We start from the raw sequence: 25,533 nt of genomic DNA on the forward strand, positions 1-25,533 counted from the left end.
AGTATAAGCGCTATTTATAACTTCTTCGTTCCGATAAATAAAACTAAATTCATTCGATTAAATCAACTCTTTCCTCGCATAATACCAGGGAGGGGTTTGCCCCATGTACTCACCGTTCGTAGTTTTGTAACACAAAAAAATACAATTTATAAACAAACGAGCAATCATGGCTAATAGACTGTTATCAGTGGGATCGGTTTTCCCCGAGTTCAAAAAAACATCCGTAGTTTCTCTTGAAAAAGGAAATGAATTCTACGAGATCACCTCAGAAGACCACAAAAACGCCGGCAAATGGATGGTAATGTTCTGGTGGCCCAAAGACTTCACTTTCGTGTGCCCTACCGAGATTGCCGAATTCAACAAACACACAGGAGATTTCGCCGACCGTGACACGATCCTGATCGGTGCTTCTACCGACAGCGAATACGTTCACCTCGCATGGCGCAAAAACCACGACGACCTGCGCGACCTGCAGTTCCCGATGCTGGCCGACACATCGAAATCACTGGCCGAAGAGCTGGGCATCCTCGAAGCCAACGAAAAAATCGCATACCGCGTGACATACATTGTTGATCCGCAAGGTATCATCCGTTGGGTAAGCGTTAACGACCTTTCGGTAGGCCGTAACGTACCGGAAGTTCTCCGCGTACTCGACGCCCTGCAAACTGACGAGCTTTGCCCCTGCAACTGGCAAAAAAGGCGAAGCTACACTTGCCTAACCGACCCCATCAAAGCAGTTCACAGGCAGGTAGTCGTTCAGTACGCCGGTTCTGTGAACTGTTTTTATTCATCCGCGGGAAAACCTTCCCGCTCAAAATCAAACGAACATGTATCCATTTGCAGCTACAGGGAACACGAAAGAGTCCCTGTATAAAGAAGTCAATTTGCCTGCGGAATTCGAAAGCGTGTTGATCAACAAGCTCGCGGCGCTTGACCATCGTTACCTCAAAGATCTGAAAATCAATATAGGTAATGTATTAAAATCGCAAACATTGAACCGCAAGGAGGCATTACTCCTCGCATTGGCCGTTGCCGTGAACGAGAAAAATTTGGCGCTCATATCGGCACTGGAAGAGCTGGCTACCGGGGAAGGGGCCGACGAAAAGGAAGTCGCGGAGGTAACCGCCTGTGTGTCACTGATGAACGCGAACAATGTATTTTACCGTTTCCGCCATTTCATGCACAAGGAATTTTACGATAATGCGCCTGCTGGCATTAAAATGAGCATTATGGTGAATCCCGTTTTGGGTAAGGAGTTTTTCGAGCTCATGAGCCTTGTCGTTTCGGCATTGAATGGCTGCGAAATGTGCGTTACGTCACACGAGCAGTCGGTACTGAACCACGGCGGTTCGCAGGCACGTATATTCGATGCGGTTAGGCTCGGGGCGATCTTCAAGAGTTTTTCCGTATTGATCTGAAACAAAACTAGCCAGGTCTTAAAGATCTGGCTAGTCCCAAATTATCCATCCTATTTCTCTATTGTTTCTCTTTTCCAAGGCGGCGGGTGGCGTGTCAGCATCCTGAATGCCGCGTAATACCCCGCTGTAACGGGCTTTATTTCCTTACTCTACCTTGCGCAATTCGGTAGTGGAAGTATTTTCCTCCGACTTCTCGACCGATTTTACGACTCCGACGCCCGGTGCGGTCCAGAGGGTTACATTAACCAGCTCCGTGGTAATTTCCGGCTGCGTCACTTCCGTTTCGAACTTCGTGTACACTTCATAGGAATATTCCCACTTGGTGCAGTTGAAGTTACCGGCCGGTGTGGTAACCGATTCTTCGGCTACCGCCTTTCCATTTTTATAAGTAAGGCGCGCTTCGAGCTTGCCGAGAACCGAACCTTCGTCCCCTACCGGGATTTCCAGCTCCATCAGCACTTTGATCGGGTCGCCTTTGAATGTAAGGGCGCTGTTGACCTTTCCGTTGTTTTCCAGAAACTGGTACTGCGGGAAGCCGGTTACTTTGAAGTCCGAGATGTAGGCAATGTCGTTGATTTCGTTCACCAGCGCCTTCATGGCCGTCGGATAAGGCAGCTCGTTGGTGGTCGTGCCGTCTTTGGCATAAGCCTTGGAAACGAGCGTCATCTCTTCTTCGTTTTCCCGAACGAGATGGTGAATCGTATGGACGGCCATTCCGGCAGAGTCTTTGGTGCTTACGATTTTGGTAAGCATGTCACCGGTAGTACCGTCCGAATCCGTGATCTTGTAGGTATAACTCTTGTCCTTGGAAGGTATAAACACCTTTTCGGTACCGCCGCCGTTCCCGTCGTCGGGTTTTACGTTATCGTCGTCGTCCTTGCAGGCAGTGAAAGACATGGCCAGTACGGCCAGGGCCAATGCAGATTTCGCGAATCTGCCGATAAGCAATGCGGGGGCTTGTTTTTTAAGTTTCATGGCAATTCTGGTATTTAGGGGATTGGTATTCAAATATTTACAAAACAAAAACTGATTATCGCAGCCTTGCGCTGCTTCAATCGATCTCATATAGCCTGATCGCCGACTGGCCCGTTGTGTCCCTGGCGAGCTCTTTCCTGAGTTTTTCGTTCAGATACTTCCGCACAGAAAGCTTTCTCACGTCCAGTACCTCCGGCTCGATGGTTTCCGAAACGAGGTGATTGCTGTTGGCATAATACCTGACGATCGTCGATTTCCTGTCGGTTGACGTTTCCACCACCCAGAAGCCTCTTTCGGGAAACGGTTGCCGGGCGGAACGTGCCGTTTTGCTCACAACCTGGTTTTGAATGCCCGCAGCGACCAGCATGCCCGCAAGCGCATATTCGATTAAGGTTTTCATGGCTAAATAGTCTTTTCAACTGAAAAAATGGCCGATAACCGCCCTGCCCGAGCTCAGGAACTTCGGCTCCTGCCCGTACTTCTTTACCAAATTCCGGATCACGACCAGGTGCGCGCACATCAGGACCGGCACAACGATGCCTGGCAGCAACACGAACGGAAAGTGCGATACCAGCACATTGGGCTGATCGAGGCCGATCGTCTGGAAAAAGAACGGTGCAGCCAATAAGGCACGGTGTATTGCATTCAGCAGCAACCCGAGACACAGGAAATTCCAGGCTACCATCAGCCGCCATTTCATTCCGCTCCGCATTACACCCCAGTAGTAGACGCAGGGAGTCGAAAGCCCTGCCAGAATATCCGGGTTACCTCCCCCGAACGTCATTTCGTGGGGCACCAGTTTATCGATAAACGACCAGTACATGACTACTTCTATCGGGGCTCGTACCACGTGGACCATCGTGAGCAGGTCCAGGTTCATCCGGTCCATGAGCGCTTTTCCCGGCGCGGCCAGGAAGAGCCAGGCCATCAGAACCGCGGGAGGTGCCGCCACGAGCAGCAATCTGGGAAAAATGGTATCGGTAATGCTGAAATAGCCCGTCAGCGCGGTAGTGCATTGTATCGCAACCCAGGCAGCCACCAGGACTGCGAAAGTTCCGGAGCCTCTCACAGCCTGGTGGAATGTAAATACCACCAGGAGTGTGATCAGGCCGAATATGGAACTGGTACAATACGTGGAACTCTCCATCACCAGACGCTACTCTTTCAGCAACTTGCCTTGTGCATTGTCTTTGAATGTGTTGACCGTCTCCACGTCCGCATTGATAGTACCCTGGTAGTTGACGAATATGCCGTAGCCTCCGCTGTTGGAGATAACCGACTTACGGACCGTCATGCGCGACTGGCCGCCGTAAACCGCGATATTAGCCTTCTTCCCCGACACGATGGCAATGTTTCCACCGCCCGAAACCTCCGCATTTTCGATGATATTCTGGTCGCTGGTCGAGAAGCAAAGCAGGCCCTTCCAATATGCGGCCGCATTCTCTGCACCGCGGATGACGATCTTGTTGTTTTCGGTACCTACCGCATTGAAATAACCATCGTCGACATTAATATAACCTGCGCGGCCAACTTCGATGATTACACCCGGCAACAGTTTCCAGTTGGCGTCGGAAGTTACGTTTTCGAGGATGCGGTAAGGGGTTTTGTCTTTGAAACCTTTCCAAACCACTTCCGCAGTTGCGTTTTTGGGCAGGGACGAAGCAAATATCTCCACTACATCGCGGCTATTGCCGTTGGTGAATTTGGAATCGGTGTCGAGGTTTTTAACGTTTTCCGCACCGATGAGAAGGCCCGCCTCCGTATTGTCTTTGAAATTGTTCTTTTCGAATGAAGCCAGATTTACGCCCTGCTGAATGTAAAGACCGTAACCGGCATTTGCCTCGAACAGACAGTGCCTGATGTTCACTTCCGCCTGGCTGCCCAGAACCGCCATTCCCGCTTTGGTAGTAGCATAAAGCGGCTTACTGCCCGCGTTCAGCACCTGTACGTATTCGAGCGTGTTGGCGCTGCTCGACGAGCGGAACGTTACACCCGACCAGAACCCTTTTGTCGCTTCCTTTCCAATGAAACGGATGGGTTTCGCGGAATCGCCTTTTGCGAGGAGGATACCGCCGTTGTCGTTGATTTCAAGGCGTGTGTCCCGTGCGAACGCGATCACGACGCCCGGCTTGATTTCGAGCTCCGCATTCACCGACACGTTTGCGTTCACGATGTAATCGGGAATGGCCGGGTTATCGATGCGGTCGTTCAAAGTCAGTTTGGCGCGAATGTTGGCATCGATTACAACCGGTTCGATGACGGTCGCGGTGATCAGGACTTTGTCTTTGCTCTGCCCGTTGGCATTGCTGATGGTCAGTTCCACTTCGTATTCTCCGGGGAGATCGGCGGTGAAAGTTGGCTTGGCGGTAGTTGCCGAAGCGAGGTTCGCGGCGCTACCTGCCGGTTTTTTCGTAAATGCCCAGCTGAAATCGAAAGGCTTGTTTTCACTGTCGGTAGAAGCGCTACCGTCGAGTTTCACAACAGAGCCTGCGTTTACATTCTGGTCCGCTCCTGCTTTGGCGGTCAATGTGTCGGATGGCTTTACATCTTCGTCTTCCTTGCAGCTACCCAGCAGCAGGGCAAAGGACAAGGCTGCCCAAAGAATTCTTCTTGCTTTTAACATGGCTAATAATCCAAGTGATTTAAATGAACTCAATTCCATTTTTCAATGGCGGTGCAATTTTAAACCGATTTGGCGAGCCGGGGAAGGGAAGGAAAACGAGCGTCGATTAACAGCAGATTTTATCGACAAACGCCTTTTGCAGCTACGTTTAAAAAGCGAGCTTGAAGCGCCGCTGACAGTCGTTGCGGAAGTTACGGCCTATGGGAAGTTCCTTACCCGCGATTTCGAGTTTGTGCGAATGGTAGCTTTCGACTTTATCAACCGAGACAATGAAGGAGCGGTGAATGCGAATGAAACCGTCTTCGGGCAGGAGTTCCTCCAAAAGGCTTATTTTTTGCTTCGAAATGAGCGCCTTGTCTTTCAAAACCACTTTGATATAGTCGCGCAGGCTTTCGATCCAGTAAATGTCGTTGACGTTCACCTTCACCATTTTGCGGTCTACTTTCAAATACAAAAACACATCCTGACTTGCCTGCGCAGCCTTTTTGCGCGACGGAAACAGATTGGTTGGTGATGTTCAGACCTGTAAATACCTTATCCATCGCCCGCAGAAAGCGCTCGAACGGGATGGGCTTCAACAGATAATCGACCGCATTGAGGTCGAAACCTTCGACGGCATAATCCTGGTAGGCGGTTGTAAAAACGACTTTCGGCGGATTTTTGAGGCTACGCAGCAGATCGGTGCCTTTGAGGCCGGGCATTTTTACGTCGAGAAACATCAGGTCGATTTTTTGCTGCTGCAATACCTGAAATGCCTGGATAGCATCCTGGCAGCGCGCGGCCACCTCGATTTCGGCGAAATTAGCCAGGTAGTTATCCAGCACTTCGATCGCGTGGGGTTCATCGTCCACCAGAATGGCTTTCAGCTTCATCATATTTCCAATCGTTTGTCAAGGTCAATTTCCAGGATTACCGCGAAAACATCCTCCTCGTCCATGATTTTGAGATTATGCGCGGCAGGGTAAAGGATTTCAAGGCGCTTGCGCACATTCGCGAGGCCTATGCTTACGTGGTGCGGGCGGTCGTCGTGCACGGCGGTTTCGGGTTTGCTGTTCGAGATCTTGAATTTCAGTGCGTTATTCCTAATCCGTAAATCCATGTTAATCCACGCCTGCCCGATCTGCTCGCTCGCTCCGTGCTTGAACGCATTCTCGACCAAAGGCAGAATCAGCAACGGCGCAATTTTGTATTCCGGCGACAAGCCATTGATGCTGAAATGAATATCCAGCCGTTCCTCGTACCGTATCTTTTCCAGTTCGATGTAACTTTTGAGAATGCTGATGTCCCTCTCCAACTGCACGACCTCCGTATTGGCCTCATAAAGCATATACCGCAAAATTTCAGCCAGGCCCATCACTACGCCGGGCGATTGCGGGGATTGTTTGAGGGTCAATGCATAGAGGTTGTTTAATGTATTGAACAAAAAATGCGGGTGCAGCTGGCCTTTCAGAAAATTCAGCTCGGCCTCCATCGCCGCCTGCCGCCTGTCAAACCACATTTTGAAAAATTTAACCGACAATGCGATCCAGACAAAAATGTTGGTTTGCTCGAATGCGCTTATCAGATATACCGGCCGCGAGATCTGCTGCCTGAAAGTCCCGTCGAGCTTGTGCCAGACGAACGTCGGATCGTTCTTTTTCACCGCATTATAAATGATCGGGTCGGCGACCAGTATTTCCATGAGCCTGAAAGCCAGCGTAGAACCGGTCACGACCAGCAGGAAAAGGATCGCGAACTGCACGTATTTCTTCCGGTCGAAATAGCGCGGGATGATTACGTAGGCGATCAGGTAGAAATAGCAGATGTGGATCGGCATAAACATGGCCACTATGCCGATCGTCAGCCAGTAACCGGGCATGCCTGCACCGTAAATGATCGTCAGGATCGCCAACACGGTGAGCCAGAACAGGATGTGCAGTAAAACTCTTCTATTTTTAAGGTTATTCAGGACCGGGGCAACAGGGCGCATACAACAAAGATAACGATTTCGAAGGCCATTACCGGGTTTGAAAAGCATTGTCGACCAATGTCATACTATTGTCGACGAACTGCACCTGCCGGGTAATCCTTTGGCATACAGACAAAATATCTCCGCCGGCGGGCGAATCGGCGGGCCGTCACTTCACACGCGGCGAGATCGCACCTTTTAAAGATAAAATATCCAAATTTGGCCGCCATTTTAGAATTTGTATCTGCATTTGTTCCCCACGGTGGTTTTTCTACTTAGTTTTGTGGTAAAATCAAGATATTAACTAAACTGTAAAATAATGGCAACGTCAACCGAAACGTACATCCCGTACAAGGTAAAAGACATCTCGCTGGCCGAATGGGGCCGCAAGGAAATCACATTGGCAGAAGCTGAAATGCCTGGTTTGATGGCGATCCGCGCCGAATACGGCCCATCGCAGCCGCTGGCAGGTGCGCGTATCGCAGGTTGCCTGCACATGACGATCCAGACCGCCGTTCTGATCGAAACCCTTACTGCGCTGGGCGCGGAGGTTACCTGGTCGTCCTGCAATATTTTCTCTACGCAAGACCACGCGGCAGCGGCTATCGCGGCAGCGGGAATCCCTGTTTACGCATGGAAAGGAATGAACGAAGAGGAGTTCAACTGGTGTATCGAGCAGACTTTGTTCTTCGGCGAAGAACGTAAGCCCCTCAACATGATCCTCGACGACGGCGGTGACCTGACCAACATGGTATTCGACCAATATCCCGAGCTGATCGACGGTATCAAAGGACTTTCGGAAGAAACTACAACCGGTGTTCACCGCTTGTACGAGCGTTACAAAAACGGAACGCTTCACCTGCCGTCCATTAACGTGAACGATTCGGTCACAAAGTCTAAATTCGACAACAAATACGGCTGCCGTGAGTCTTTGGTTGACTCCATCCGCCGCGCAACCGACCTGATGCTGGCTGGTAAAGTAGCAGTAGTGGCAGGTTACGGCGACGTAGGTAAAGGTTCTGCCGAATCGCTCCGTGGCGCAGGCTGCCGCGTACTCGTTACCGAAATCGACCCTATCTGTGCTTTGCAGGCTGCTATGGATGGTTTCGAGGTAGTAACGATGGACGAAGCTGCGGACCGCGCTAACATTTTCGTTACGGCAACCGGTAACTATAAAATCATCACCGACCGTCACTTCCTCAAAATGCGTGACAAAGCGGTAGTTTGCAACATCGGCCACTTCGACAACGAAATCGACATGGCGTGGTTGAACAAATCTTACGGCCACACCAAATCGCAAATCAAACCACAGGTAGACATTTACAATGTGGAAGGCAAGGACATCATCGTATTGGCAGAAGGCCGTCTGGTGAACCTTGGTTGCGCGATGGGTCACCCGTCGTTCGTAATGTCGTGCTCGTTCTCGAACCAGACGCTCGCACAGATCGAGCTTTGGAACAACAGCGCCAACTACGAGAAGAAAGTATACGTACTTCCAAAAGCGCTCGACGAAAAAGTGGCTTCCCTGCACCTCGCACACGTAGGCGCGAAGCTGGATACGCTTACCGAAGAGCAAGCTGCTTACATTGGCGTAACAGTGGAAGGTCCTTTCAAAGCGGAAACTTACCGTTATTAATAACAGGATTGATATTTAAAGGCCGGCCTGCGCGTAGCGGGCCGGTCTTTTTTATTGCCATGCTTGCCCGGGCCATGCGTTATACTTCCGGCTTCCCCGGCGCCGGGGGGATAAGATCAATGGGCCGTGCGGGCGTCGGGAATGAAATATTGTTTTCGTCAAAAACGCGCTTGACCACCTTCATAGCGGCACTTTTCGCCGGTCCGGGACCGATTTTGTCCTGCCGGATCCAGAACAGTATTTCAAAATCGATACTCTTTTCGGTAAACCGCGTGAAGTTGAACTCGATTACTTTCAACGGATCTATAAAATCGAGTTTTTTAATCACGCTTAACGCAAGGTTTTCCACCAATGCGAGATCGTCTTTATAGCCTATGCTACCTTCCATCCGTACACGTCGCTCGCCTGAATGCGTAAAATTGACGATCGGTTTCTGAAAAATATCCTTACTCGGCAGTTCAACCTGCTGGCCTTCGAAGTTATCCAGCTTCACCGATCGCAGTCCGATCGACAGTACTTTGCCAGTATAACCATTTGTTTCGATTATATCCCCTACCTGTATCGGGCGCTGAATGGCGATGAATGCGCCGGAAATAAAGTTGGTCGTCAAATCCTGAAACGCGAAGCCGAGCGCTAATGCAAGCACGCCCGCACCCGCGAGCAAAGAGGTTACAGTTTTATCCAGACCTAAAATACCTAATGCGAAGAAAAAACCCGTCGCGACGATTGCAATGCGGGTAATGGTGGAAATCAGTCCCACCAGCGCCACGTTCTGCGAGGCACGGCCCAATACCCGCTCAACAAACTTCCCGCCTAATTTCGACAGGAACCTGAACACGATCAGGATGATGATCGCTATGAGCAGGTTGGGCAAAAGGCGATATGCATCCACCGTCCAGCGATCGAGCTTTACTGCGATAGGGTCTACGAGTTTGGAAATTTGTGCAAAGATCATGAATGCCAATGAGTTCGGTCTGCATCTCGAAGTAATAAGCGACCGGCTTCCTTTAAACAGCACAAAAGTCGGAAATGTTGTGCGTTCCTCAAAAACAGGAGTTGTAAACAAATGCAACCGCTATCGTCATCTCGTACCGGAAGCTCTTCAAAGCTCACCATTCAGCCATTATTTTTTCTGCAATTCAAGGGCATGCCTATGTTTGATCCGGTTCAAAATCAATTTTATCACACTTAAATATGATGATTATGAAACTATTTCGAGGCACCCCGATTTTCATCAAAGGGATTCTGATTGCCGGTATGCTCAGCGCTTGCCAGAATGAGAACGACACTGCCATAGCGCCGCAGGCACCCACAAGTACATCTGACCAAAATGCAAGAATTGCATTGGCGGCCGGTACGCTGATTAAGGATGGCAATGTCGACTTGTCGTACAATAGCCAAAGCATCCTTCCCTGGAAGGAAACATATCCTAATGGTTACAACGTGTTTGTCTATGCGCCCCAACTGATTACAGTCAAAGGATATAAATATGGCGTGCCGGCTACAGAAACGAAATATACGCTTGATGCGTCCGGACGCTGCGTCCAAACTGTCACAAACTGGGCGACCTATATATATGAATACAATGCCAGTGGGCAGCTTTCCGCATGCTACAATAAATTCAAGCCAAAAGAACGAAGACAATTTACATATGCGCCTGACGCCATTGGCTGGAAAAAATCCCTGTCGATAGTATCATTTTATGATGAGTTCGGCGTACGAACCAAGGAGCTATTATTCGGTTACGGTGGAGCATCAGGAATCCCGGACAACCACCCCTTAAATCCGGATGTACTCCCGTCTGGAATTAGCAAATACCTGCCAATATTTGGGAGTTTCAACAGCTATCTGGTCACGTGCGTTTTAGAAGACAAATATGCTTCAAACGGTCAGAAAACATCCAGCAACAAATATTTCTATAGTTATACACTTGACTACGCAGGCAAAGCTAACAATATCACCATAAAGAGGCCTGACGGCACATTGGTCTCTTCAACAGACCGCAAATACTTTACGCCAAAGTTCTAGGAACAGCTACAATAGTACGGCCCGCGATTATGCGGGCCGTACTATTATTCACTAGATTCAATTACAACCTCCGCAGCAACTCTTCCTTCTTCGCCTTAAAGTCCTCCTCCGTAATCTGCCCTTTCTCAAAAAGGGTATTAAGCTTCTCGATAGTAGAAATAACAATATCCTGCGGGTTCCTTGACTCCGGTCCAAGTTCGGCGGTGGCAGTCACATCGTACGTAATCCCAGGTCTTCGCTGCTTGGGCGCGTCCGGATCCGAAACGACTTCGAGGGTTGACAAATCGACCTGACCATCCTGGCTCGTGAAGCGATAGGAACTTGTAACGCCCTGCTGCTGCGAAACACCCGTGATATGATGGTGTTTGGTGTCGTAGATCGTCCTCTTGCCCGCATCTTCGACCACCAGCCTATGAACCGGCGCGAAGTAGGCGTAGCGGAAATTATTCTGTGAGCCGCTGGCCGTAGGGTTTCCAAAAATGGTCGGCCAGGAACCGCTCGCCTGACTGAAAAAGTCATTGCCTGTACCCGCACTTTTATCGGCACCTGCGTTCGCCACTTCACGGGCCTGCTCCGGCGCATCCACCGCTTCTCCGCGGTCCTCAAACAGCAAGGCGGTCGTAACCAGGTCTGCAAGCTCATTGCACAGCTTATCTACCATGCCACGAAGCGCGCTGTTGAACATGTCCCCCACCATCGTCATTCCGCCCCTCATCCATTGCCCCTGCCCGCCGAGCTCCGACAGGTTGAATTGGGCCATGGTACCATTGCCCCGGATGACGGCAGCTAGCAAACGCTCGACAGTCTCAGGCTGCAAATTATATCGGGCCGCGATGTCTGTCACCTTTTGCCGCCCGTCTGCGCTTAATGTTTTCATGATATTCAATTTTGAAAAACAGCCACAAAAACAGTGCCATCCAATCAATGCCTAACCGATAACACACCGAACACTGCCATTCGCCCATCGGATTTCCCGCAACTTCTACATTGACTTTAAGTTTAGCCGACAGATGTCAAATGTTCAATTATATTAATACCAAACGTTATGCAAATATTCATTGTAAAAACAAACCTGCTGAAAGGACTGGCACTGACTGCACTGCTTGTCGGCTGCCAGCACGAAGACATTGTGACGCAGAACTCCCAACCGGACACTGCTGTGAGTGACAAGAACGCGAAGCTTGTATTTACTCCACAACTACTGAAAGAGGGTGCGAACGAGCTCGAATACTACGGAAGTTTCGATGTCAACAGGGGTAAACTAAAAAAACTAACCAACGCTGCAGAAGGCGTTTACACCCAGTATCAATACAGTGGGCAAACCATTACCGCGCAACGCCGGAAAATCTCGACCAATGCGCTCGTTTACCAGGTGACCTATCAACTGGATGGTTCGGGGCGCTGCGTCGAAAGCCTGAGTACCGAGACCAATAAAACGTGGAAATACGAATACGATCAGTTGAGCCGGCTAATAAAAATCTACAATAACTTGATCCCGAACGAGCGAATGGAATTTAAGTACGAGCAGAATGCCGTAACCCTGTTGAAGACCATCTCTTTCTTTAATCAGTCCGATGTCATTACCAAGGAAGTGAATTACAGCTACATGGTGCAAGGCGGTGGCACGGCGGTGGAAAACAAATATCCGACCAACCCGGACGCACTCGGTACCACCAGCAAATATCTTCCGGTATTTGGATCCTTCCATGCCCTGTTACCAACTTATGAATCGACGAAGAACCTTCCATGGAATGGCGAGGCATTCCCCGGATACAGTTTAACATACGTATTCAATGCAGGCGGCTATCCGAAAACCATTACCGCAACTCCCAGCATGGGCGGTGTTTCTCTTGTGACGAGCCGGACATACACCACGCCCGGACTGTAATTTTGACTAATACCCCCTCTAAAGACCAAAAATTTATCCATTTGAGCCTTTCACCTATCGGATTTCCAAAGTGTTCTGCGACAAGATTAAGTTTGATTCCATTTTTAATTCAATTCACACATTTAAATTTAAGCATTATGAAAAAACTACACATCGCAGGAAATTTATTAAAAGGCTTATTCGTAGCAGGAATATTAACGGCCTGCCAGAACGAAAACGCATTAGTTCCGCAAACGCAGGATAATGCTATTGTCGAAACAGGCTCAAAGACAAATGCGGAATTAAAACTGATCAAAGACGGGTATAGCCAAATCCAATACATTAAAAGCGGAAGGTTTCTCGGTAAAATTTCAAAGATTTCCGGGCCAACTCACTACACGCAATATTCCTATGATGACAGCACGGGAGATCTGTGGATTACCAGTAAAGAATATTACAAATCGACAAATCAACTATCCAAAGAAATCAGTTACCAAATCAAAAACGGAAAGTGTATTAAAAGCATTAACAAAACAAATAACAACACTCGAGAATACAAATTCAACGAGCTAGGGTACCTCTATGAAATCATTTCGACAGGGCCCGGCTATTCTCAAAAAAAATCATTTAACTACATGCAGGTTTCCAACGGTCTCGGCAATGTACGCCTCGATAACATCACAAGCTCCAATTCCGCGGGAGAATTTGAACGCATCAATTTCTTCTATGAATACAATGGAAGCCCTGCAAAAGCCGACAAATATTTTCTGAATCCCGAGCACACGTCGATCGACCCGTATTTACCATATTTCGGTAAATTCAGCGACGTTTTGGTTCAACGCGTACAAATTACGCCGCTTCCGTACAACGGACAAACTAAGCCATTCTATCAATTTTTCTATGGAATCAATGCGGACGGATATGCGTCGTCGCGCCATCGGGAGTATTACCCGCTTGGTTATGGCAATGATGCCGGTAAACAAGCTTTTTATAGCAGTTTAGAATATTCGACCTACTGGCAAGGAATTTAAGAAGAGATCCTCTGATAAAACCAGGCTTGTCTAAATGAATGCCTGGTTTTTTTTTGCTCAAAACTCGCAAATCATTCACATGCCCCTCCGGCTCATCCATTTTCATAATATTTACGATTTATACTAAGTTTAAATCGCAAATATTAAATCAATTATCTATTCACACTTTATAAAACAATTTAAATTAACAGGAAAACTATTTAAGTGTCTCGCACTAGCAGTTTTTTTTTGGCAGCATGTAACAATGATCAGGTCATTCGGCCGACGGAAAATTCGATTACGGAAATTAGTAATCAAAAACTATCGGCATTGACGCGGCTCGTAAAAGACGGAGGAATTACGCCTCAATATGTAAAAAGTGGAAAATTCTTTGGCAGGGTATCCAGAGTAGATGAGTATGGTGGTTACGCTACCTACGCGTACGATGACAATAATCCCGCGGGTAATCTCTGGATTACTAAAAAGTGGTATAATACTAACGGAAACGGGTTGGGCAAAGAATACAAATTTCTGGTTGTGAACGGGCGATGCATATCCAGTACATCCAAAGACTTTGTTACTAACGATGTATTAAACTACATCTACACATACAACGCACAAGGCCAATTGGAAGAAGCCAAGCTAAGCAACGGGAACGCATATAAGTATTCTTATAAGTTCTACCCAGCGACAAACTCATACCAATTGGACAAGCTCATTATCGTTTTCGAATGCAACCTTATTGGGGAAGCCGCATTCAAATATAATGCTCTCGCAAATAAATACTCCATTGGCAATAATTATGGAAATATAGAAAAGTACCTGCCTATATTCGGCAAGTTCAACGACTTGCTTGTCGATGCCACCGAAGAATTTCAATACAGCCCGCCTGACGTTATCAGTACTTCGAAATTCACCTACACGCTTGATAGTGATGGTCTCCCAACAAATATTATGACTCTACACGACACGAAAGAGAATGGTGTCAGTAAAAAAGTGGAGACTGAAAACAGGATATACAAGTACTCCGACAACTGGCAAGGTATTTAGAAACAAATTGTTGACCTAACTTCAGGGCCGCCCAAAGCGGCCTTTTTTCATTCCCCACCCCTATATCCGCGGTCGATCTCCGCCCACTTCCGCTCCAACTCCACATCTTCCTTCACCCCCTTTTGACCCTTCATCTTCACTTCCGCCACTCTTAGCCGGTCCGCCGTCAGCGGGTGGGTGCTGAGTAGTTTCAGGCTGGTCATGTCGCCGTGTTCGCTTTTGAGCATGGTAAAGAGGTCTACGAAGCCTTTCAGGTTAAGGCCTTCGGATTGGAAGATCGTCATCGCTTTTTGGTCGGCTTCGGTTTCCAGTTCGCGGGAGTAGGTGAGGTTGGCGAGGGCGTTGGAGTTGTCGGCGAGGACGGTGACGATGCCGTTGATGTCGTTCAGAAGGACGGACAGGAACAGGTACCCGCCCAGGCTGCGGATCACGTTGCGTAGCGAGTGGCGGTAGTGGACGTGCGATACCTCGTGCGCGAGCAGCGCGGCGAGCTCTTCCTTGGTGGTCATCCGGCGGAGAATACCGTCGAATACCACGATGCGGCCGCCGGGCAATGCGAATGCATTTACATCTCTTTCCCGCACGACCGTCACACGGATGGGATATTGCGTTTTGAAATCGATCGATCGCGCGAAATCGTTCACTTTGACGGTAAGTGTGGAGTCGACATCGTAGCCGTGGAGGAGGTTTTCGTACATCGTGTCGCCCATTTCGATTTCGGCGCTCATAGGAACGCGCGAGGCGACTGCGCTTGCCACCAGCGGTAGCCCATACCAGTAAGCCACACCGAGAATAGCGATCAGTAACACAGCCAGGCCGGCGATCGTGGCATTGGTGAGCTTAAAAAGCCGGTTAATGCCTTTTTTAAAAAATACCTTTCCAGGATAATGCTGCGCGAGAGCGATAGGCAGTTGCTGGTCCTTGCATTCAATCGTTTGCTGGGGAAACCCGCCATACCGGAAAATAAAGAGGCTACTGAAATTCTCGTCTGTTGCAATGCCAGCCAATGTCCATCGCACCGACGTTAGCTCACCCGAGGGGTCACGATAATGAATGAGCCAATGATCGGGCATGAGTGTGAGCGTCGCATCGTGCGCGATGGACATTCTTCCGTCGTGATAACGGACATCAAAATTGTACATAAAGGTGACAGGGTCTGTTAAACAAGCCCAATATCGATCATATCCGCGAGATCTTCACCAGTCGCGTCGGTGTAATCGGCCTCGGTTTGCGTGATGGCATCCAAATTGAGCGGCCCGTCGATATGAATATTGGAGAATACAAATTGCATTGCCCTCACAACAGCCCAGGGCGTCGCCAGACCGAGGCTAAGTACAATGATCAGAACATTTACCACAATCAGTTTGAAATATTCCCCGACGGTGGCCGTCGAGCGGAATCGAAGGCGGGTTTCTCCCTGATACATACGAATGTTGTTCACATAATAGGCAAAAAGATCTTTCGCCCACCAGAAAGAATAGATTCCCAGGGTCAAAATCGAAAGGAGGTAGCCTTTTATATTAAGCCAGAAGAAAGCGGCCCCTTCTCCTTCATAAGAAAAAGTAAGGTTTCCAAAACGAAGATGCTTGAAAATGTATCTCCGTATATCGATGACAAGCCACGCACTGTAAATACCCAATGTACAAACGGATAAAATACTTCCGGTTACGAACATTTTGAGAAACTCCTTGCGGTCGCCGCGATAACCGAAATGAATTCCCCTCCAAGATGAACGGGACGTCCGGTAACGGAGCGCGCCGTGAATGGCGATCGGAACCAGGAGCGCCAAACCAATAAAGAAGATGGCAAAACCAATAAGTTTCACCACGGCACTATCCGACAGCGTGCCAGCGATCAGAAAACAATAAAGCCCTATAAATATCCCTACGGCTTTAATAAAGCCGATAAACATTTCCCTGCCCGTACCATGAAATGTGAAACGGCTTCCTTCAAGTTCCGATTCCTCATACATGTATTTCAGCAGCGCCGCTTTTGCCCACGGGTAATAGAGCCCGAATGTAACGAGTGTGAGCAGAAGGTTGACAATGTAAATACCAAATAGTTTGGCGCCTTCACCATGGAAGGTAAGTTGCCGGGTTTCTTTGTAATGCTGTTCCATTAGCCAGGTTTCTTATTGTGAATAAATCGGATACAAAGCAATCAAATATAAAGATTTCAATCCGCGATTGGACACACTCGTCGGAAATCGGATTTAAAATGCAGGAGAAACTTATCTTCCGGCACAATTATTTTACCTGATTAATTACATTGATTCATCAAACAACTGGAAATCATGGACATTTATCAATTGGCTAACGAGTATTGGGAGGCTTCCAACGGGGGTGGCGACCCCGGCGACCCGAACGAAACGCCCCCGTTCGATCCGCGTCCCGAAGTACCCGTTCCCGATGTTCCCGAGGAAACGCCGCCACACGAAAAGGACCCTGAGACGCCGCCGGTCGAGCCGGAGCCCGAGTTACCGCCTGTCGAACCTGTTGTCCCCGAAGTAGAGCCATTGCCCGGTGAACAGCCCGGCATACCTGCGTTCAAGTAAAAAGCGCGTTACCGGTTTTAAGTATATGCCGGAAACAGAAACTATCTTCATGAAAGCCATTAAAAACTTCTACAAACATTGTAGCTAAGTTTGAATTTCGTCGTATCTTCAAGAAATTTTTGTGGACCCGACGAATGATTAAAATCTTTACGCTTTGTTTCTTCATTATCTCCTTCTCTCTTCAGGCTCAGCTACTTCCCGGAAAGATCGAAGCAGAAGACTTTACGGCCATGAACGCCATCGGTACCGAACCGACCTTGGATGCCGGCGGTGGTCTTAATGTAGGCTGGATCGGGGACGGCAGCTGGATGGATTACGCGGTTCAAACCACATCGGCGGGTTACTACACATTTAGGTTCCGTATTTCAAACGGTTACAGCCCGGAAGCGACACTCGTGCTTCAATCTGCTGCGGGCATCACACTGGGACATATCGTACTTCCGCAAACCGGCGGGATGCAGGGCTGGCAAACGGTCTCCTTTGTCGCTTTGCTGCCACAGGGAAATCAGACGATCCGCGTTCTGGCCGGGAAGGGAGGCTGGAACTTCAACTGGTTCGAAGTGAGCGCTTCCCGCTTGCTTGCTTTTGGCAAGGTCGAAGCCGAGAGTTTTGATGCCATGCTGGATGTGCGCACGGAGGAAACCAGCGACGAAGGCGGGGGACGGAACGTCGGCTATATAGACGATAACGACTGGATGGATTATAACCTCGACCTCGCCGAAGCGGGAGATTATAAAATCCGTTTCAGGGTCGCCAATCAATATGGAAACGGTGTTATCCGGATAGAAAACGCCCCGGGTATGGTACTGGGCCAGGTAAATGTGCCTCAGACGGGCGGATGGCAAAGTTGGGTAACGATCGGCACGACCGTGTCCTTGCCAGCCGGCAGCCAGGTTATCCGTATTTTTGCCGTAAGCGGTGCTTTCAATCTCAACTGGTTCGAACTAATTCCTGGCTCCGCCCGGGATCAATCCGTCATCACTTTCGCCCCGATTCCGGACAAAAACCTCACCGACGCTCCATTCAATCTGACCGCTACCAGCACCAATCCCGAAACACCCATTCAATTCACGTCTTCGGACCCGTCCATCGTCTCGGTTTCAGACATTAGCGGTATCTGGAAGGCTTCTATCCATTCTTCAGGGCAAGCGACTATCACGGCTTCACAAGCGGGTAACGACAATTATCTCGCGGCCGAAAGCGTTGCCAGAACATTCGTGGTTTCGGACAATTCGAATCCGCCTGCCCCCGCGCTTGGTGCCAGGATCCCCATCGATCCGAAGCGCTGGTACCAGCTTACTAATGCGGCCAATGGGCTGGAAGGACTTTTTGACGGCAACACGCAGGAAAACGTATTCACGGGGTGGGGAAAAGTAATCAACAACTACGAGGCTTACTATCCGCTTAAAGACGGCGAACAAATCACGCTTAACGGGGTTAAATTCTTCGATTTTACAGGAACAGCACAGGATTTCCCCATGGTTCTTTCGGTAATTACCGACCAGTGGGAACGCATTCCGGTTGCTACTTTCACCGGCGAAGTTTATAATGGCTGGGTAGGCCCCTACCCCGACCGTCAACTTTCCGGCGATGCACAGTTCAGACTGGATCAGCCGATGAACAATATCCGTTATCTGGTGATAACGATGTCCAATACATTGCCTACCGAGATCGAATTTTACGGAAGCTACACGCCGGGCACCGAACCTGCCAAACCGGCGCGAACCAGGCACATTAAACTGAACGATATGCTCGGTGTAAACGGCTACGAATGGTATTTCCAGGACGGCATACATACCGAATCGCTCGTCGAGGCCAAGGTACAGGTCGCCAAAAGTTTCACCGGTCTGCGGCATTATATGGATTGGGAAAAACTCGAATCGTCCGAAGGCGTGTATTCCTACAATCCGACATTGAGCGGTAGCTGGAATTACGACCTCATATACGAGCGTTGCAGGCAGGAAGGCATCGAGGTCCTGGCCTGCCTTAAAACGCAGCCGGGCTGGATGCGGGAAACTTACCCCCAAGACCAGCGTGATCCCGAGAATGTGCCTGTCCGCTACAGAAAGAATTTCACGGATCCGCTATCCTACATCGAGCAAGCGAAAGTGGCATTCCAATACGCGGCCCGTTATGGAAGTAATCCCAACGTAGATCCTTCGCTATTGAGCGTTTCGACAACTCCGCGCTGGACCGGCGACCCGGTTAACACGATCAGGATCGGCCTCGGTTTGATCAAGTACATTGAGTGCGATAACGAGCGCGATAAATGGTGGAAAGGCCGCAAAGGCTATCAAACCGCCCGCGAATACGCCGCCAATATGTCGGCTTTTTACGATGGGCATAAAAATACGATGGGACCGGGTGTCGGTGTCAAAAATGCGGACCCCAATATGAAAGTTGTCATCGCCGGATTGGTCACAGGCCCCGACTTTGTAAAAGGAATGGTCGACTGGTGTAAGGAATTCCGTGGTTATAATGCTGATGGGACTGTGAATCTCTGCTGGGATGTTGTGAATTTTCACCTTTATACCGACAATGCATCGTCGAATCAAAGCGGGACGTCCACACGTGGCGCGGCACCCGAGGTTACCAATGCAAAGCAGCTTCTCGAAGATTTCGTGAGGGTAACCCGCGAAGTTTCCAACGACCTGCCTGTCTGGAATACCGAATCGGGGTATGACGTGCATCAGGACAGTCCCTTGAAAGCCATTCCTATCGGCAACAAATCGGCGTTGCAAACCCACGCCGACTGGGTTTTGCGTACCGCGTTATTCTCCGCCCGCAACGGTATCGAAAAACTGTTCTTCTACCAGATGTACGACGACAATGGCAGCGGGGGAATGTTCGCATCGTCCGGCTTTGTAAACAACGATTTGACCCGCCGGCCATCCGCAGATTACTTTCTGCAAACGCAGAGGCTTTTCGGACAATATGAATACAAGGAAACACTGAACAGCGATCCGATCGTAGATCGCTACGAGTTGAACGGCCAATCGCTTTACATTCTAACGGTTCCCGACGAAACAGGCCGGACGGCGGAATACACCATCGACCTGAATCAACCGGGTATCGCCCGGATATACACGCCGACAGCCGGGGCTGACCAAATGACCATGACCGAACTGCCGATTGTCGACGGAAAAGTAACGGTTACGGCAGGGGAAACGCCCATTTTCGTTCTGGCCGCCGAAAACCCCAACGCAAGGCAGGCAGCAGCTGAAACCGTGACGCAGGTCGGAAAAGCAAAAATGCAGCTGCATACCGATGTAAATGTTTATCCCAATCCCGCATCCGACTTCGTCAGCATCCATTTCGCAAATGACAATGCCGGTCAAATCGAAATCCGGATTTTCGATGCCAAATCGGGAACGCTTTATGAAAACAGGAAGGTCAACAAAACCACCGGCCGGTTTGCACACCACCTGAACATTACTTCGTTTCCCAGCGGTGTGTACATTGTGGAGATACGGCAGGGAGAAGACCGGGCGTTCCGGAAAATCGCCAAAACCAACTAGTGCTCATCCGGTTAAGATAAAACCCGAACCAACACGGTCCGGGCGTCGTCAGTCGAGGTAAGAAGCGCCGCTCATGCGACGGTTCCAACGCCCGCCCGTTTCCAGCCGGGCCATATTGAACTTGTCGCGGTATTCTTTGGGTGTGACCCCGGTACTTTTTTTGAACAACTGCCGGAAAGATTTCAGATCGTTATAGCCCGAGTTGAGCATTACTTCGAGCACGCTCTGATCCGTTTGTGCCAGCAACTTTTTGGCCGCTTCGATGCGTGTACGCTGCAGATATTCGATCGGCGTGACCCCGATAGCCTGTTTGAACCGCCTTACCACATTGCGCCGGCTCGCGGGAATGTCCTGTATCAATACCTCGATAGTGCTTCCTTCCTGATATTCCTTTTCAATTTTTTGTTGCGCCATATTCACCAGCCCGTCACCATGGTTTTGTGGCGGCGCGAAAGTCCCGAAGTAAGTCTGCTGTTCCCGGTCCATATCGATCGCAAACATTTTGGCAGTCCTCAATGTGAGGTCTTTCCCGCAAAACCTTTGGATAAGATACAGCATCAAATGGAAACTGCTGGTGGCGCCGCCGCTGGTGTAGATCCCTTTGTCTTCTGTCACCACTGCATCGCTTTTCATGATGACATCCGGAAAATTCGATGCCAACGATTCTGCGGCATCGATATGCGTGGTCGCATGCCGGCCATTCAGCAGGCCCGCCGCTGCCAGAAGGAATGCTCCGGTACAAAAACTGGCCAGTTCGGCGCCCTGCTTATATTGCTCCCAAAGCCAGGGAATACAACTCTGGTTATTTCTGATGGAAAGCTGTACGTCGCCCGCTCCGAATGCCGGCACAAGCACAAGGTCCTGTTTAACGAACTGACTGATCGGCTGCATCGGATAAGCCCCGTAAAACTGCCCTGGCTCCGGATCGGGAGAGAAAAGTGTAATATTGAAGAAATGCGGCTGATTTGCCCGTTCATAAAAGTTGTTTACCGATTCAAATACATCGAGGATCGCTGCTACGCTCAATAAGCGATGCCGGTTGGTAATCAATAGACCTAATTGTAGCATGTTGTTGATGTGGTTAATCTTTGACATTCAAACCAAAGCGGGCACCAATATAAAAATTTTTGTCCCAAAACCCCCTTGCGATTGGTATAATAGACTGGCGGTTAAGTCTGATTTTTGTTAAACTTTGAGTTTGTATATTAATAATATCGTCAAAAAACACGTAGCAGCTATTAAATCTAAATCCCATGACCAAATCGAAGTTTGAAACATCTCTGGAGTCGGGCGTTCATCACCGGCTTCTGGCAATGACCGGCAACTGGCGGGGCATTACCAAAACCTGGTTCGAGCCGAACGTTCTTGCCGACGAGTCCGAAATGAAAGGCAATATCAGATCCATTCTCGGCGGCCGCTTCCTCATCCACGAATATCAGGGTAGCCTGAACGGCAAGCCGTTCGAAGGCATTGCAATTTACGGTTTCGATATCCCGAACAACAACTTCCAGTGCGCGTGGATCGATAGTTTTCACATGGGGACCGGTACCATGCTCTCCAACGGCATTCCCACCGAAAACGGCTTTTCGGTTTTAGGCCAATACAGTGTTCCGGAATATCCCGAACCATGGAACTGGCGCACCGTGGCCGAACTGAAAGATCCGGATACGTTGATCATAACAGCCTATAATATCTCTCCGCAGGGCCAGGAGGATAAAGCAACCGAAACTATTTACAAGCGCATCAGCTAATCAGGGCCGCAATTGCGCGAGTTCATTCTGAATAAAATCCCGCAACTCCTCCTTGCTGGGCAGGTTTACCACATATTTACTAACGAACAATTGCATATCGCTGTCCGCAACCGCATATTCGACCAAAGCCCGGTTCTGGTCGGTCACCAGCACCCGGATCGGGGCTCATTCCCGACCGCTCGTAATATAGCGTATTGATCTGCCTTTTCAACTCCTCGACACTCCAGTTACTCATCACACAATGACGTTTGTAAAAAGCCCTTTTTTCCGGTTCGTGTAATGGAAGTAATAAGGTGAGATGTGAAAAGGAAAAGTTTAGATAGTAGTATTTCCGGATCAATTGAAATCGGCCCTCCTTCCGGATTCTCAGTGTTAGCGGCTATCACACGCCTCGCTGATAGGTTGCCAAACTCTTTAATTTTAACATTTCCCAATTGTGCAGACACCGTCTGCACAATTGGAGGATAGGCCAAATAGAACTGCCTGAACAATTTGAGGTTTCCGGAACTCAACCCCGCTATATGCAATGCGTGGGCTAATTCATCCACCAGTCGCTGACCATACCGCGCCCTGTCCTCTCACTTCTGTTCAAATTCGACGATATAAAAGCCGATCAGCCAGTTGCGAATGGTTAAATGCGGTTTATAGCCTTTGCTGCACTTTGCCGGAGTGTAAAATTGGTTTCACGAATTGTCGTTACCAGCGTGTTGGAATCAGTCATAGCTGATGAAGTTTTTAAATTGAAAGCTGAAATAACCGACAATCTTCCCAGCCTGGTCCATTCCAGTTCCCCAGTGGCACGACTTTGTTACCTTTCGGCCTGCAAAAGTCATCAGCAATGAAAATCCTGAAAAAGCTGCCGGTAATTGCGTTAGCTATGATACTTTTTAAGGCCTGCAAGCCGGTTCCGGTATCGCATTGGTTTCCGGTTACGCCGCAGGAGCGTTACGAGCGGGAATTGCTGAAAGCCGGGCTGGAAAAGACGGCGGCCGGTCAAACGTGGTTCCGGATGAGCACACAGGTATTTTCGGATTCGTTGTTCACGACCGTACCATATCAGGAACGTATATTTTTAGGAGATTCATTGCCCGTCCGGGCATTCAAATTTACAGTGCCGGAAGGCCGCAGGTTGGTAATTACCCCCGCCCGGACCGATTCGGCGGCCTTGCTTTTCGTAGAGCTTTTTAAAGTTAAGCGGAATGGAAAACCGCAGCGACTGAAATACCTGGAAGACGAAGGCGCCGTTCTCACCTATTCAAGCGACGAAAAGGATACATTGTTGCTCAAACTCCAGACCGGCCTGCTTCAACAGCTCAACGTAACGGTCTCCTTTTCCACTGAACCGACGTTGGGATTTCCAGTGGCCGGCCATCACATGTCCAGCGTAATGAGTCATTGGGGTGCCGCACGGGACGCCGGTGCGCGCATGCACGAAGGCATCGATATCCGTGCAAAGCGCGGAACACCGGCCGTTGCAGCGCAAAGCGGGATTATTACGCAGGCTGGCACGAACCATCTGGGAGGGAAAGTGATTTTCCTTTCTTCCCCCGACAGCCCCTATTCGCTTTACTATGCCCATCTGGATAGCCAGCTGGTTTCGGCCGGCCAATGGGTAAAAGCGGGTGACACGCTCGGGCTTGTCGGTAACACAGGCAATGCGATCACCACCTCACCGCATTTGCATTTCGGTATTTACACAAAAAGTTACGGCGCAGTAGACCCGCTGCCCTTTGTCGACGATCGCCCCGAGAAATTACCCGGCCTGCCGGCAACTTCGGGGTGGTTAGGCGACACGGTTATAATCCGCAAAAAAGTGAATTTATACAGCACCCCACAACCCGGTCGAAATCAAATTATCCGATTGCTGCCGGCCGATACAGCCATACGCATCGTCGGCGAAACGGCCAAGGGGTACAGGGTCCAAACGGCCGATGGCATAAACGGCTACATTCCTGCCGTGCCGCTTCAATGGTTCCGTCAGGAACCACCCCGCATGGACAGGGCCGATTAGCGCCGTTTCATTCTGAACGCGACAAAAAAGACCACCGGTTTCCCCGGTGGCCTTTTGCGCATTTAAGCGACTGCAACAGTAGTATCAGGTTTAAGCGTAACGGTTTCCTCATTCGGGACGGCGTCGCCGACCATCGGGCCGTTCTGCGACAGCTCACTACCTTCTTTTTTGGATTTGAAAATGGGCCACATAAACTGGGCGTACCATTCTTCCTCGTGATAATGCTTGATGCCATACGACGTCGGGTATTTTCGGGTGATTATGCCGGTTCCGAAAATAATGTCCCAAAGAAAGAACATATTCCCGAAGTTCCCTTTATAATATCCCACCCCGTCGTCGCTTGTATCCGCGTGGTGTGCATGGTGTGTGGCAGGCGTCGAAATAAGTCTCTCGAGTACCCAACCGATCGGTTGAAGCCATTTCTTTTCATAAAATGGCTTGTCCCATGGAATGCTCGAATGCGCGCCGGTCGTAATGAACGACTTGATCACCTTCACAAACAATGCTGCGTAACCCAATCCCAGGTAAGTCAAGGCGACAGTGAGGTAAGTTTGCGAGAAAAACAATGTGTAAATCACATTCTGGCGGCTGGCCATAGCCATGCCCATATACGGCGCGGAGTGGTGGGTCCGGTGGAAACGCCACAGCCACGGTAGCTGGTGGTGCAGGCGATGGTACCAATATTGTGTAAGATCGTCGGCCACGGCGATAATCAGAAACGCCCACCAAAAGGGCACCCAATCGAGTATATTTTTAGCATCGGGCAATACTACCGGGAGAAATTTCAACCCGAAATAGGCCACGAACGGGCGGATCACCAGCTTGGGTACAATAAAGCAGACTATATCGAGGGTCCGCTCGTTCTTCGTCCATTTGTTTTCATACAAACCTGCCGCGAACTCGATCACGCCCAGGACGAGGACAATGACCGGCAATCCCCAGGAACTCAGGTTTTTGAATACGTTTTCAATGAATGCGGGGGCTTTGAAAGGAAATTCATTGGCTCCCTCCCACGGCCGGTAGCCGAAAATCTGGAAGCTTGCAAACATCAAAACAATCGGTGCGATGTACAACAGTACACTCAGCAGGCCGTCGCGGGTAATTTTCCGGGCCGTTGCATTGTCCAATTTCATGCGTGATTTGA

Annotated in this window: 24 protein-coding genes and 2 pseudogenes; 11 read left to right on the top strand and 15 right to left on the bottom strand. The window is 49.6% G+C overall.

Features of this window, described 5'->3' with window-relative positions; genetic code table 11:
* Nucleotides 1-166: 166 nt before the first annotated feature.
* Together ABV298_RS10150 and ABV298_RS10155 are read left to right on the top strand one after the other, a co-directional pair.
* A pseudogene (locus ABV298_RS10150) lies at nt 167-697 on the top strand (peroxiredoxin); the annotation flags it as partial.
* 130 nt (nt 698-827) lie between these two features.
* Nucleotides 828-1,418 carry a carboxymuconolactone decarboxylase family protein gene (locus ABV298_RS10155; protein ID WP_353722011.1) on the top strand — a complete coding sequence of 197 codons (591 nt, stop codon included), beginning with the start codon at nt 828-830 and terminating at the stop codon, nt 1,416-1,418.
* 144 nt (nt 1,419-1,562) lie between these two features.
* On the opposite strand, the gene ABV298_RS10160 is transcribed toward ABV298_RS10155, so the two are convergent.
* The 7 genes and pseudogenes from ABV298_RS10160 to ABV298_RS10190 all read right to left on the bottom strand — a co-directional run bounded on the left by ABV298_RS10160 (nt 1,563) and on the right by ABV298_RS10190 (nt 6,985).
* A complete protein-coding gene (locus ABV298_RS10160) occupies nt 1,563-2,393 on the bottom strand; it encodes a hypothetical protein (protein WP_353722012.1) in 831 nt (276 codons plus the stop codon).
* 76 nt (nt 2,394-2,469) lie between these two features.
* Nucleotides 2,470-2,793, bottom strand: coding sequence for a hypothetical protein (locus ABV298_RS10165; RefSeq protein ID WP_353722013.1), 324 nt, complete (start codon nt 2,791-2,793; stop codon nt 2,470-2,472).
* A gap of 15 nt (nt 2,794-2,808) precedes the next feature.
* Complete coding sequence (locus ABV298_RS10170) at nt 2,809-3,540, bottom strand: hypothetical protein (protein WP_353722014.1); 732 nt, start codon at nt 3,538-3,540, stop codon at nt 2,809-2,811.
* Nucleotides 3,541-3,549: 9 nt separating this feature from the next.
* Nucleotides 3,550-5,016 (bottom strand): right-handed parallel beta-helix repeat-containing protein, encoded by a 1,467-nt coding sequence (locus tag ABV298_RS10175; protein WP_353722015.1) that lies wholly within the window; start codon nt 5,014-5,016, stop codon nt 3,550-3,552.
* A gap of 148 nt (nt 5,017-5,164) precedes the next feature.
* On the bottom strand, nt 5,165-5,446 hold the full coding sequence (locus ABV298_RS10180) for a LytTR family DNA-binding domain-containing protein (RefSeq protein WP_353722016.1): 282 nt from the start codon (nt 5,444-5,446) through the stop codon (nt 5,165-5,167).
* Nucleotides 5,447-5,618: 172 nt separating this feature from the next.
* A pseudogene (locus tag ABV298_RS10185) lies at nt 5,619-5,891 on the bottom strand (response regulator); the annotation flags it as partial.
* On the bottom strand, nt 5,888-6,985 hold the full coding sequence (locus ABV298_RS10190) for a histidine kinase (RefSeq protein WP_353722017.1): 1,098 nt from the start codon (nt 6,983-6,985) through the stop codon (nt 5,888-5,890). The pseudogene ABV298_RS10185 and the gene ABV298_RS10190, both read right to left, overlap by 4 nt.
* Before the next feature lie 298 nt (nt 6,986-7,283).
* Between ABV298_RS10190 and ahcY the strand changes: the two genes are divergently transcribed.
* Nucleotides 7,284-8,600 carry an adenosylhomocysteinase gene (ahcY, locus tag ABV298_RS10195; protein WP_353722018.1) on the top strand — a complete coding sequence of 439 codons (1,317 nt, stop codon included), beginning with the start codon at nt 7,284-7,286 and terminating at the stop codon, nt 8,598-8,600.
* Nucleotides 8,601-8,679: 79 nt separating this feature from the next.
* On the opposite strand, the gene ABV298_RS10200 is transcribed toward ahcY, so the two are convergent.
* Nucleotides 8,680-9,555, bottom strand: coding sequence for a mechanosensitive ion channel family protein (locus ABV298_RS10200; RefSeq protein ID WP_353722019.1), 876 nt, complete (start codon nt 9,553-9,555; stop codon nt 8,680-8,682).
* Nucleotides 9,556-9,803: 248 nt separating this feature from the next.
* Here ABV298_RS10200 and ABV298_RS10205 point away from each other — a divergent pair, with 248 nt between their 5' ends.
* Nucleotides 9,804-10,628, top strand: coding sequence for a hypothetical protein (locus tag ABV298_RS10205; RefSeq protein ID WP_353722020.1), 825 nt, complete (start codon nt 9,804-9,806; stop codon nt 10,626-10,628).
* Nucleotides 10,629-10,689: 61 nt separating this feature from the next.
* On the opposite strand, the gene ABV298_RS10210 is transcribed toward ABV298_RS10205, so the two are convergent.
* The gene (locus ABV298_RS10210) at nt 10,690-11,505 is read right to left on the bottom strand and encodes an SHOCT domain-containing protein (protein ID WP_353722021.1); all 816 of its coding nucleotides are present in this window, start codon (nt 11,503-11,505) and stop codon (nt 10,690-10,692) included.
* A gap of 168 nt (nt 11,506-11,673) precedes the next feature.
* Here ABV298_RS10210 and ABV298_RS10215 point away from each other — a divergent pair, with 168 nt between their 5' ends.
* The 3 genes from ABV298_RS10215 (at nt 11,674) to ABV298_RS10225 (ending at nt 14,555) form a co-directional block, all read left to right on the top strand.
* Nucleotides 11,674-12,516, top strand: a complete 843-nt coding sequence (locus ABV298_RS10215) for a hypothetical protein (protein WP_353722022.1) — start codon at nt 11,674-11,676, stop codon at nt 12,514-12,516.
* Between the two features lie 137 nt (nt 12,517-12,653).
* On the top strand, nt 12,654-13,526 hold the full coding sequence (locus ABV298_RS10220) for a hypothetical protein (RefSeq protein WP_353722023.1): 873 nt from the start codon (nt 12,654-12,656) through the stop codon (nt 13,524-13,526).
* 309 nt (nt 13,527-13,835) lie between these two features.
* The gene (locus tag ABV298_RS10225) at nt 13,836-14,555 is read left to right on the top strand and encodes a hypothetical protein (protein WP_353722024.1); all 720 of its coding nucleotides are present in this window, start codon (nt 13,836-13,838) and stop codon (nt 14,553-14,555) included.
* Nucleotides 14,556-14,602: 47 nt separating this feature from the next.
* Here ABV298_RS10225 and ABV298_RS10230 read toward each other — a convergent pair whose 3' ends face one another.
* Together ABV298_RS10230 and ABV298_RS10235 are read right to left on the bottom strand one after the other, a co-directional pair.
* Complete coding sequence (locus tag ABV298_RS10230) at nt 14,603-15,697, bottom strand: M48 family metallopeptidase (protein WP_353722025.1); 1,095 nt, start codon at nt 15,695-15,697, stop codon at nt 14,603-14,605.
* A 17-nt stretch (nt 15,698-15,714) separates the two neighbouring features.
* Nucleotides 15,715-16,674, bottom strand: a complete 960-nt coding sequence (locus ABV298_RS10235) for a DUF898 family protein (RefSeq protein ID WP_353722026.1) — start codon at nt 16,672-16,674, stop codon at nt 15,715-15,717.
* 174 nt (nt 16,675-16,848) lie between these two features.
* Between ABV298_RS10235 and ABV298_RS10240 the strand changes: the two genes are divergently transcribed.
* Nucleotides 16,849-17,109 carry a filamentous hemagglutinin gene (locus ABV298_RS10240; RefSeq protein ID WP_353722027.1) on the top strand — a complete coding sequence of 87 codons (261 nt, stop codon included), beginning with the start codon at nt 16,849-16,851 and terminating at the stop codon, nt 17,107-17,109.
* A 134-nt stretch (nt 17,110-17,243) separates the two neighbouring features.
* Nucleotides 17,244-20,627 carry a carbohydrate-binding protein gene (locus ABV298_RS10245; RefSeq protein ID WP_353722028.1) on the top strand — a complete coding sequence of 1,128 codons (3,384 nt, stop codon included), beginning with the start codon at nt 17,244-17,246 and terminating at the stop codon, nt 20,625-20,627.
* A gap of 48 nt (nt 20,628-20,675) precedes the next feature.
* Here ABV298_RS10245 and ABV298_RS10250 read toward each other — a convergent pair whose 3' ends face one another.
* A complete protein-coding gene (locus ABV298_RS10250) occupies nt 20,676-21,695 on the bottom strand; it encodes a helix-turn-helix domain-containing protein (RefSeq protein WP_353722029.1) in 1,020 nt (339 codons plus the stop codon).
* A gap of 185 nt (nt 21,696-21,880) precedes the next feature.
* On the opposite strand from ABV298_RS10250, the gene ABV298_RS10255 reads away from it, so the two are divergent.
* Nucleotides 21,881-22,378, top strand: a complete 498-nt coding sequence (locus tag ABV298_RS10255) for a DUF1579 domain-containing protein (protein ID WP_353722030.1) — start codon at nt 21,881-21,883, stop codon at nt 22,376-22,378.
* Here ABV298_RS10255 and ABV298_RS10260 read toward each other — a convergent pair whose 3' ends face one another.
* Both ABV298_RS10260 and ABV298_RS10265 read right to left on the bottom strand, forming a co-directional pair.
* Nucleotides 22,379-22,525, bottom strand: a complete 147-nt coding sequence (locus ABV298_RS10260) for a hypothetical protein (protein ID WP_353723291.1) — start codon at nt 22,523-22,525, stop codon at nt 22,379-22,381.
* A complete protein-coding gene (locus ABV298_RS10265) occupies nt 22,458-22,718 on the bottom strand; it encodes a DUF1016 N-terminal domain-containing protein (RefSeq protein ID WP_353722031.1) in 261 nt (86 codons plus the stop codon). Before ABV298_RS10265 ends, ABV298_RS10260 begins: the two co-directional genes overlap by 68 nt.
* Before the next feature lie 498 nt (nt 22,719-23,216).
* Here ABV298_RS10265 and ABV298_RS10270 point away from each other — a divergent pair, with 498 nt between their 5' ends.
* Nucleotides 23,217-24,389: a M23 family metallopeptidase gene (locus tag ABV298_RS10270; RefSeq protein ID WP_353722032.1), complete on the top strand. Its 1,173-nt coding sequence runs from the start codon at nt 23,217-23,219 to the stop codon at nt 24,387-24,389.
* 62 nt (nt 24,390-24,451) lie between these two features.
* On the opposite strand, the gene ABV298_RS10275 is transcribed toward ABV298_RS10270, so the two are convergent.
* Nucleotides 24,452-25,522 carry a sterol desaturase family protein gene (locus ABV298_RS10275; protein ID WP_353722033.1) on the bottom strand — a complete coding sequence of 357 codons (1,071 nt, stop codon included), beginning with the start codon at nt 25,520-25,522 and terminating at the stop codon, nt 24,452-24,454.
* Between the last annotated feature and the right edge of the window lie 11 nt (nt 25,523-25,533).

Origin of the sequence: Dyadobacter sp. 676 (assembly GCF_040448675.1) — a bacterium.
Lineage (GTDB): Bacteria > Bacteroidota > Bacteroidia > Cytophagales > Spirosomataceae > Dyadobacter.

Excerpts from the sequence above, each read along its gene's own strand:
- ABV298_RS10155 (WP_353722011.1), top strand. The coding sequence starts at position 828 with ATGTATCCATTTGCAGCTACAGGGAACACGAAAGAGTCCCTGTATAAA.
- ABV298_RS10160 (WP_353722012.1), bottom strand. The coding sequence starts at position 2,393 with ATGAAACTTAAAAAACAAGCCCCCGCATTGCTTATCGGCAGATTCGCG.
- ABV298_RS10165 (WP_353722013.1), bottom strand. The coding sequence starts at position 2,793 with ATGAAAACCTTAATCGAATATGCGCTTGCGGGCATGCTGGTCGCTGCG.
- ABV298_RS10170 (WP_353722014.1), bottom strand. The coding sequence starts at position 3,540 with ATGGAGAGTTCCACGTATTGTACCAGTTCCATATTCGGCCTGATCACA.
- ABV298_RS10175 (WP_353722015.1), bottom strand. The coding sequence starts at position 5,016 with ATGTTAAAAGCAAGAAGAATTCTTTGGGCAGCCTTGTCCTTTGCCCTG.
- ABV298_RS10180 (WP_353722016.1), bottom strand. The coding sequence starts at position 5,446 with ATGGTGAAGGTGAACGTCAACGACATTTACTGGATCGAAAGCCTGCGC.
- ABV298_RS10190 (WP_353722017.1), bottom strand. The coding sequence starts at position 6,985 with ATGCGCCCTGTTGCCCCGGTCCTGAATAACCTTAAAAATAGAAGAGTT.
- ahcY (WP_353722018.1), top strand. The coding sequence starts at position 7,284 with ATGGCAACGTCAACCGAAACGTACATCCCGTACAAGGTAAAAGACATC.
- ABV298_RS10200 (WP_353722019.1), bottom strand. The coding sequence starts at position 9,555 with ATGATCTTTGCACAAATTTCCAAACTCGTAGACCCTATCGCAGTAAAG.
- ABV298_RS10205 (WP_353722020.1), top strand. The coding sequence starts at position 9,804 with ATGAAACTATTTCGAGGCACCCCGATTTTCATCAAAGGGATTCTGATT.
- ABV298_RS10210 (WP_353722021.1), bottom strand. The coding sequence starts at position 11,505 with ATGAAAACATTAAGCGCAGACGGGCGGCAAAAGGTGACAGACATCGCG.
- ABV298_RS10215 (WP_353722022.1), top strand. The coding sequence starts at position 11,674 with ATGCAAATATTCATTGTAAAAACAAACCTGCTGAAAGGACTGGCACTG.
- ABV298_RS10220 (WP_353722023.1), top strand. The coding sequence starts at position 12,654 with ATGAAAAAACTACACATCGCAGGAAATTTATTAAAAGGCTTATTCGTA.
- ABV298_RS10230 (WP_353722025.1), bottom strand. The coding sequence starts at position 15,697 with ATGTACAATTTTGATGTCCGTTATCACGACGGAAGAATGTCCATCGCG.
- ABV298_RS10235 (WP_353722026.1), bottom strand. The coding sequence starts at position 16,674 with ATGGAACAGCATTACAAAGAAACCCGGCAACTTACCTTCCATGGTGAA.
- ABV298_RS10240 (WP_353722027.1), top strand. The coding sequence starts at position 16,849 with ATGGACATTTATCAATTGGCTAACGAGTATTGGGAGGCTTCCAACGGG.
- ABV298_RS10245 (WP_353722028.1), top strand. The coding sequence starts at position 17,244 with ATGATTAAAATCTTTACGCTTTGTTTCTTCATTATCTCCTTCTCTCTT.
- ABV298_RS10250 (WP_353722029.1), bottom strand. The coding sequence starts at position 21,695 with ATGCTACAATTAGGTCTATTGATTACCAACCGGCATCGCTTATTGAGC.
- ABV298_RS10255 (WP_353722030.1), top strand. The coding sequence starts at position 21,881 with ATGACCAAATCGAAGTTTGAAACATCTCTGGAGTCGGGCGTTCATCAC.
- ABV298_RS10270 (WP_353722032.1), top strand. The coding sequence starts at position 23,217 with ATGAAAATCCTGAAAAAGCTGCCGGTAATTGCGTTAGCTATGATACTT.
- ABV298_RS10275 (WP_353722033.1), bottom strand. The coding sequence starts at position 25,522 with ATGAAATTGGACAATGCAACGGCCCGGAAAATTACCCGCGACGGCCTG.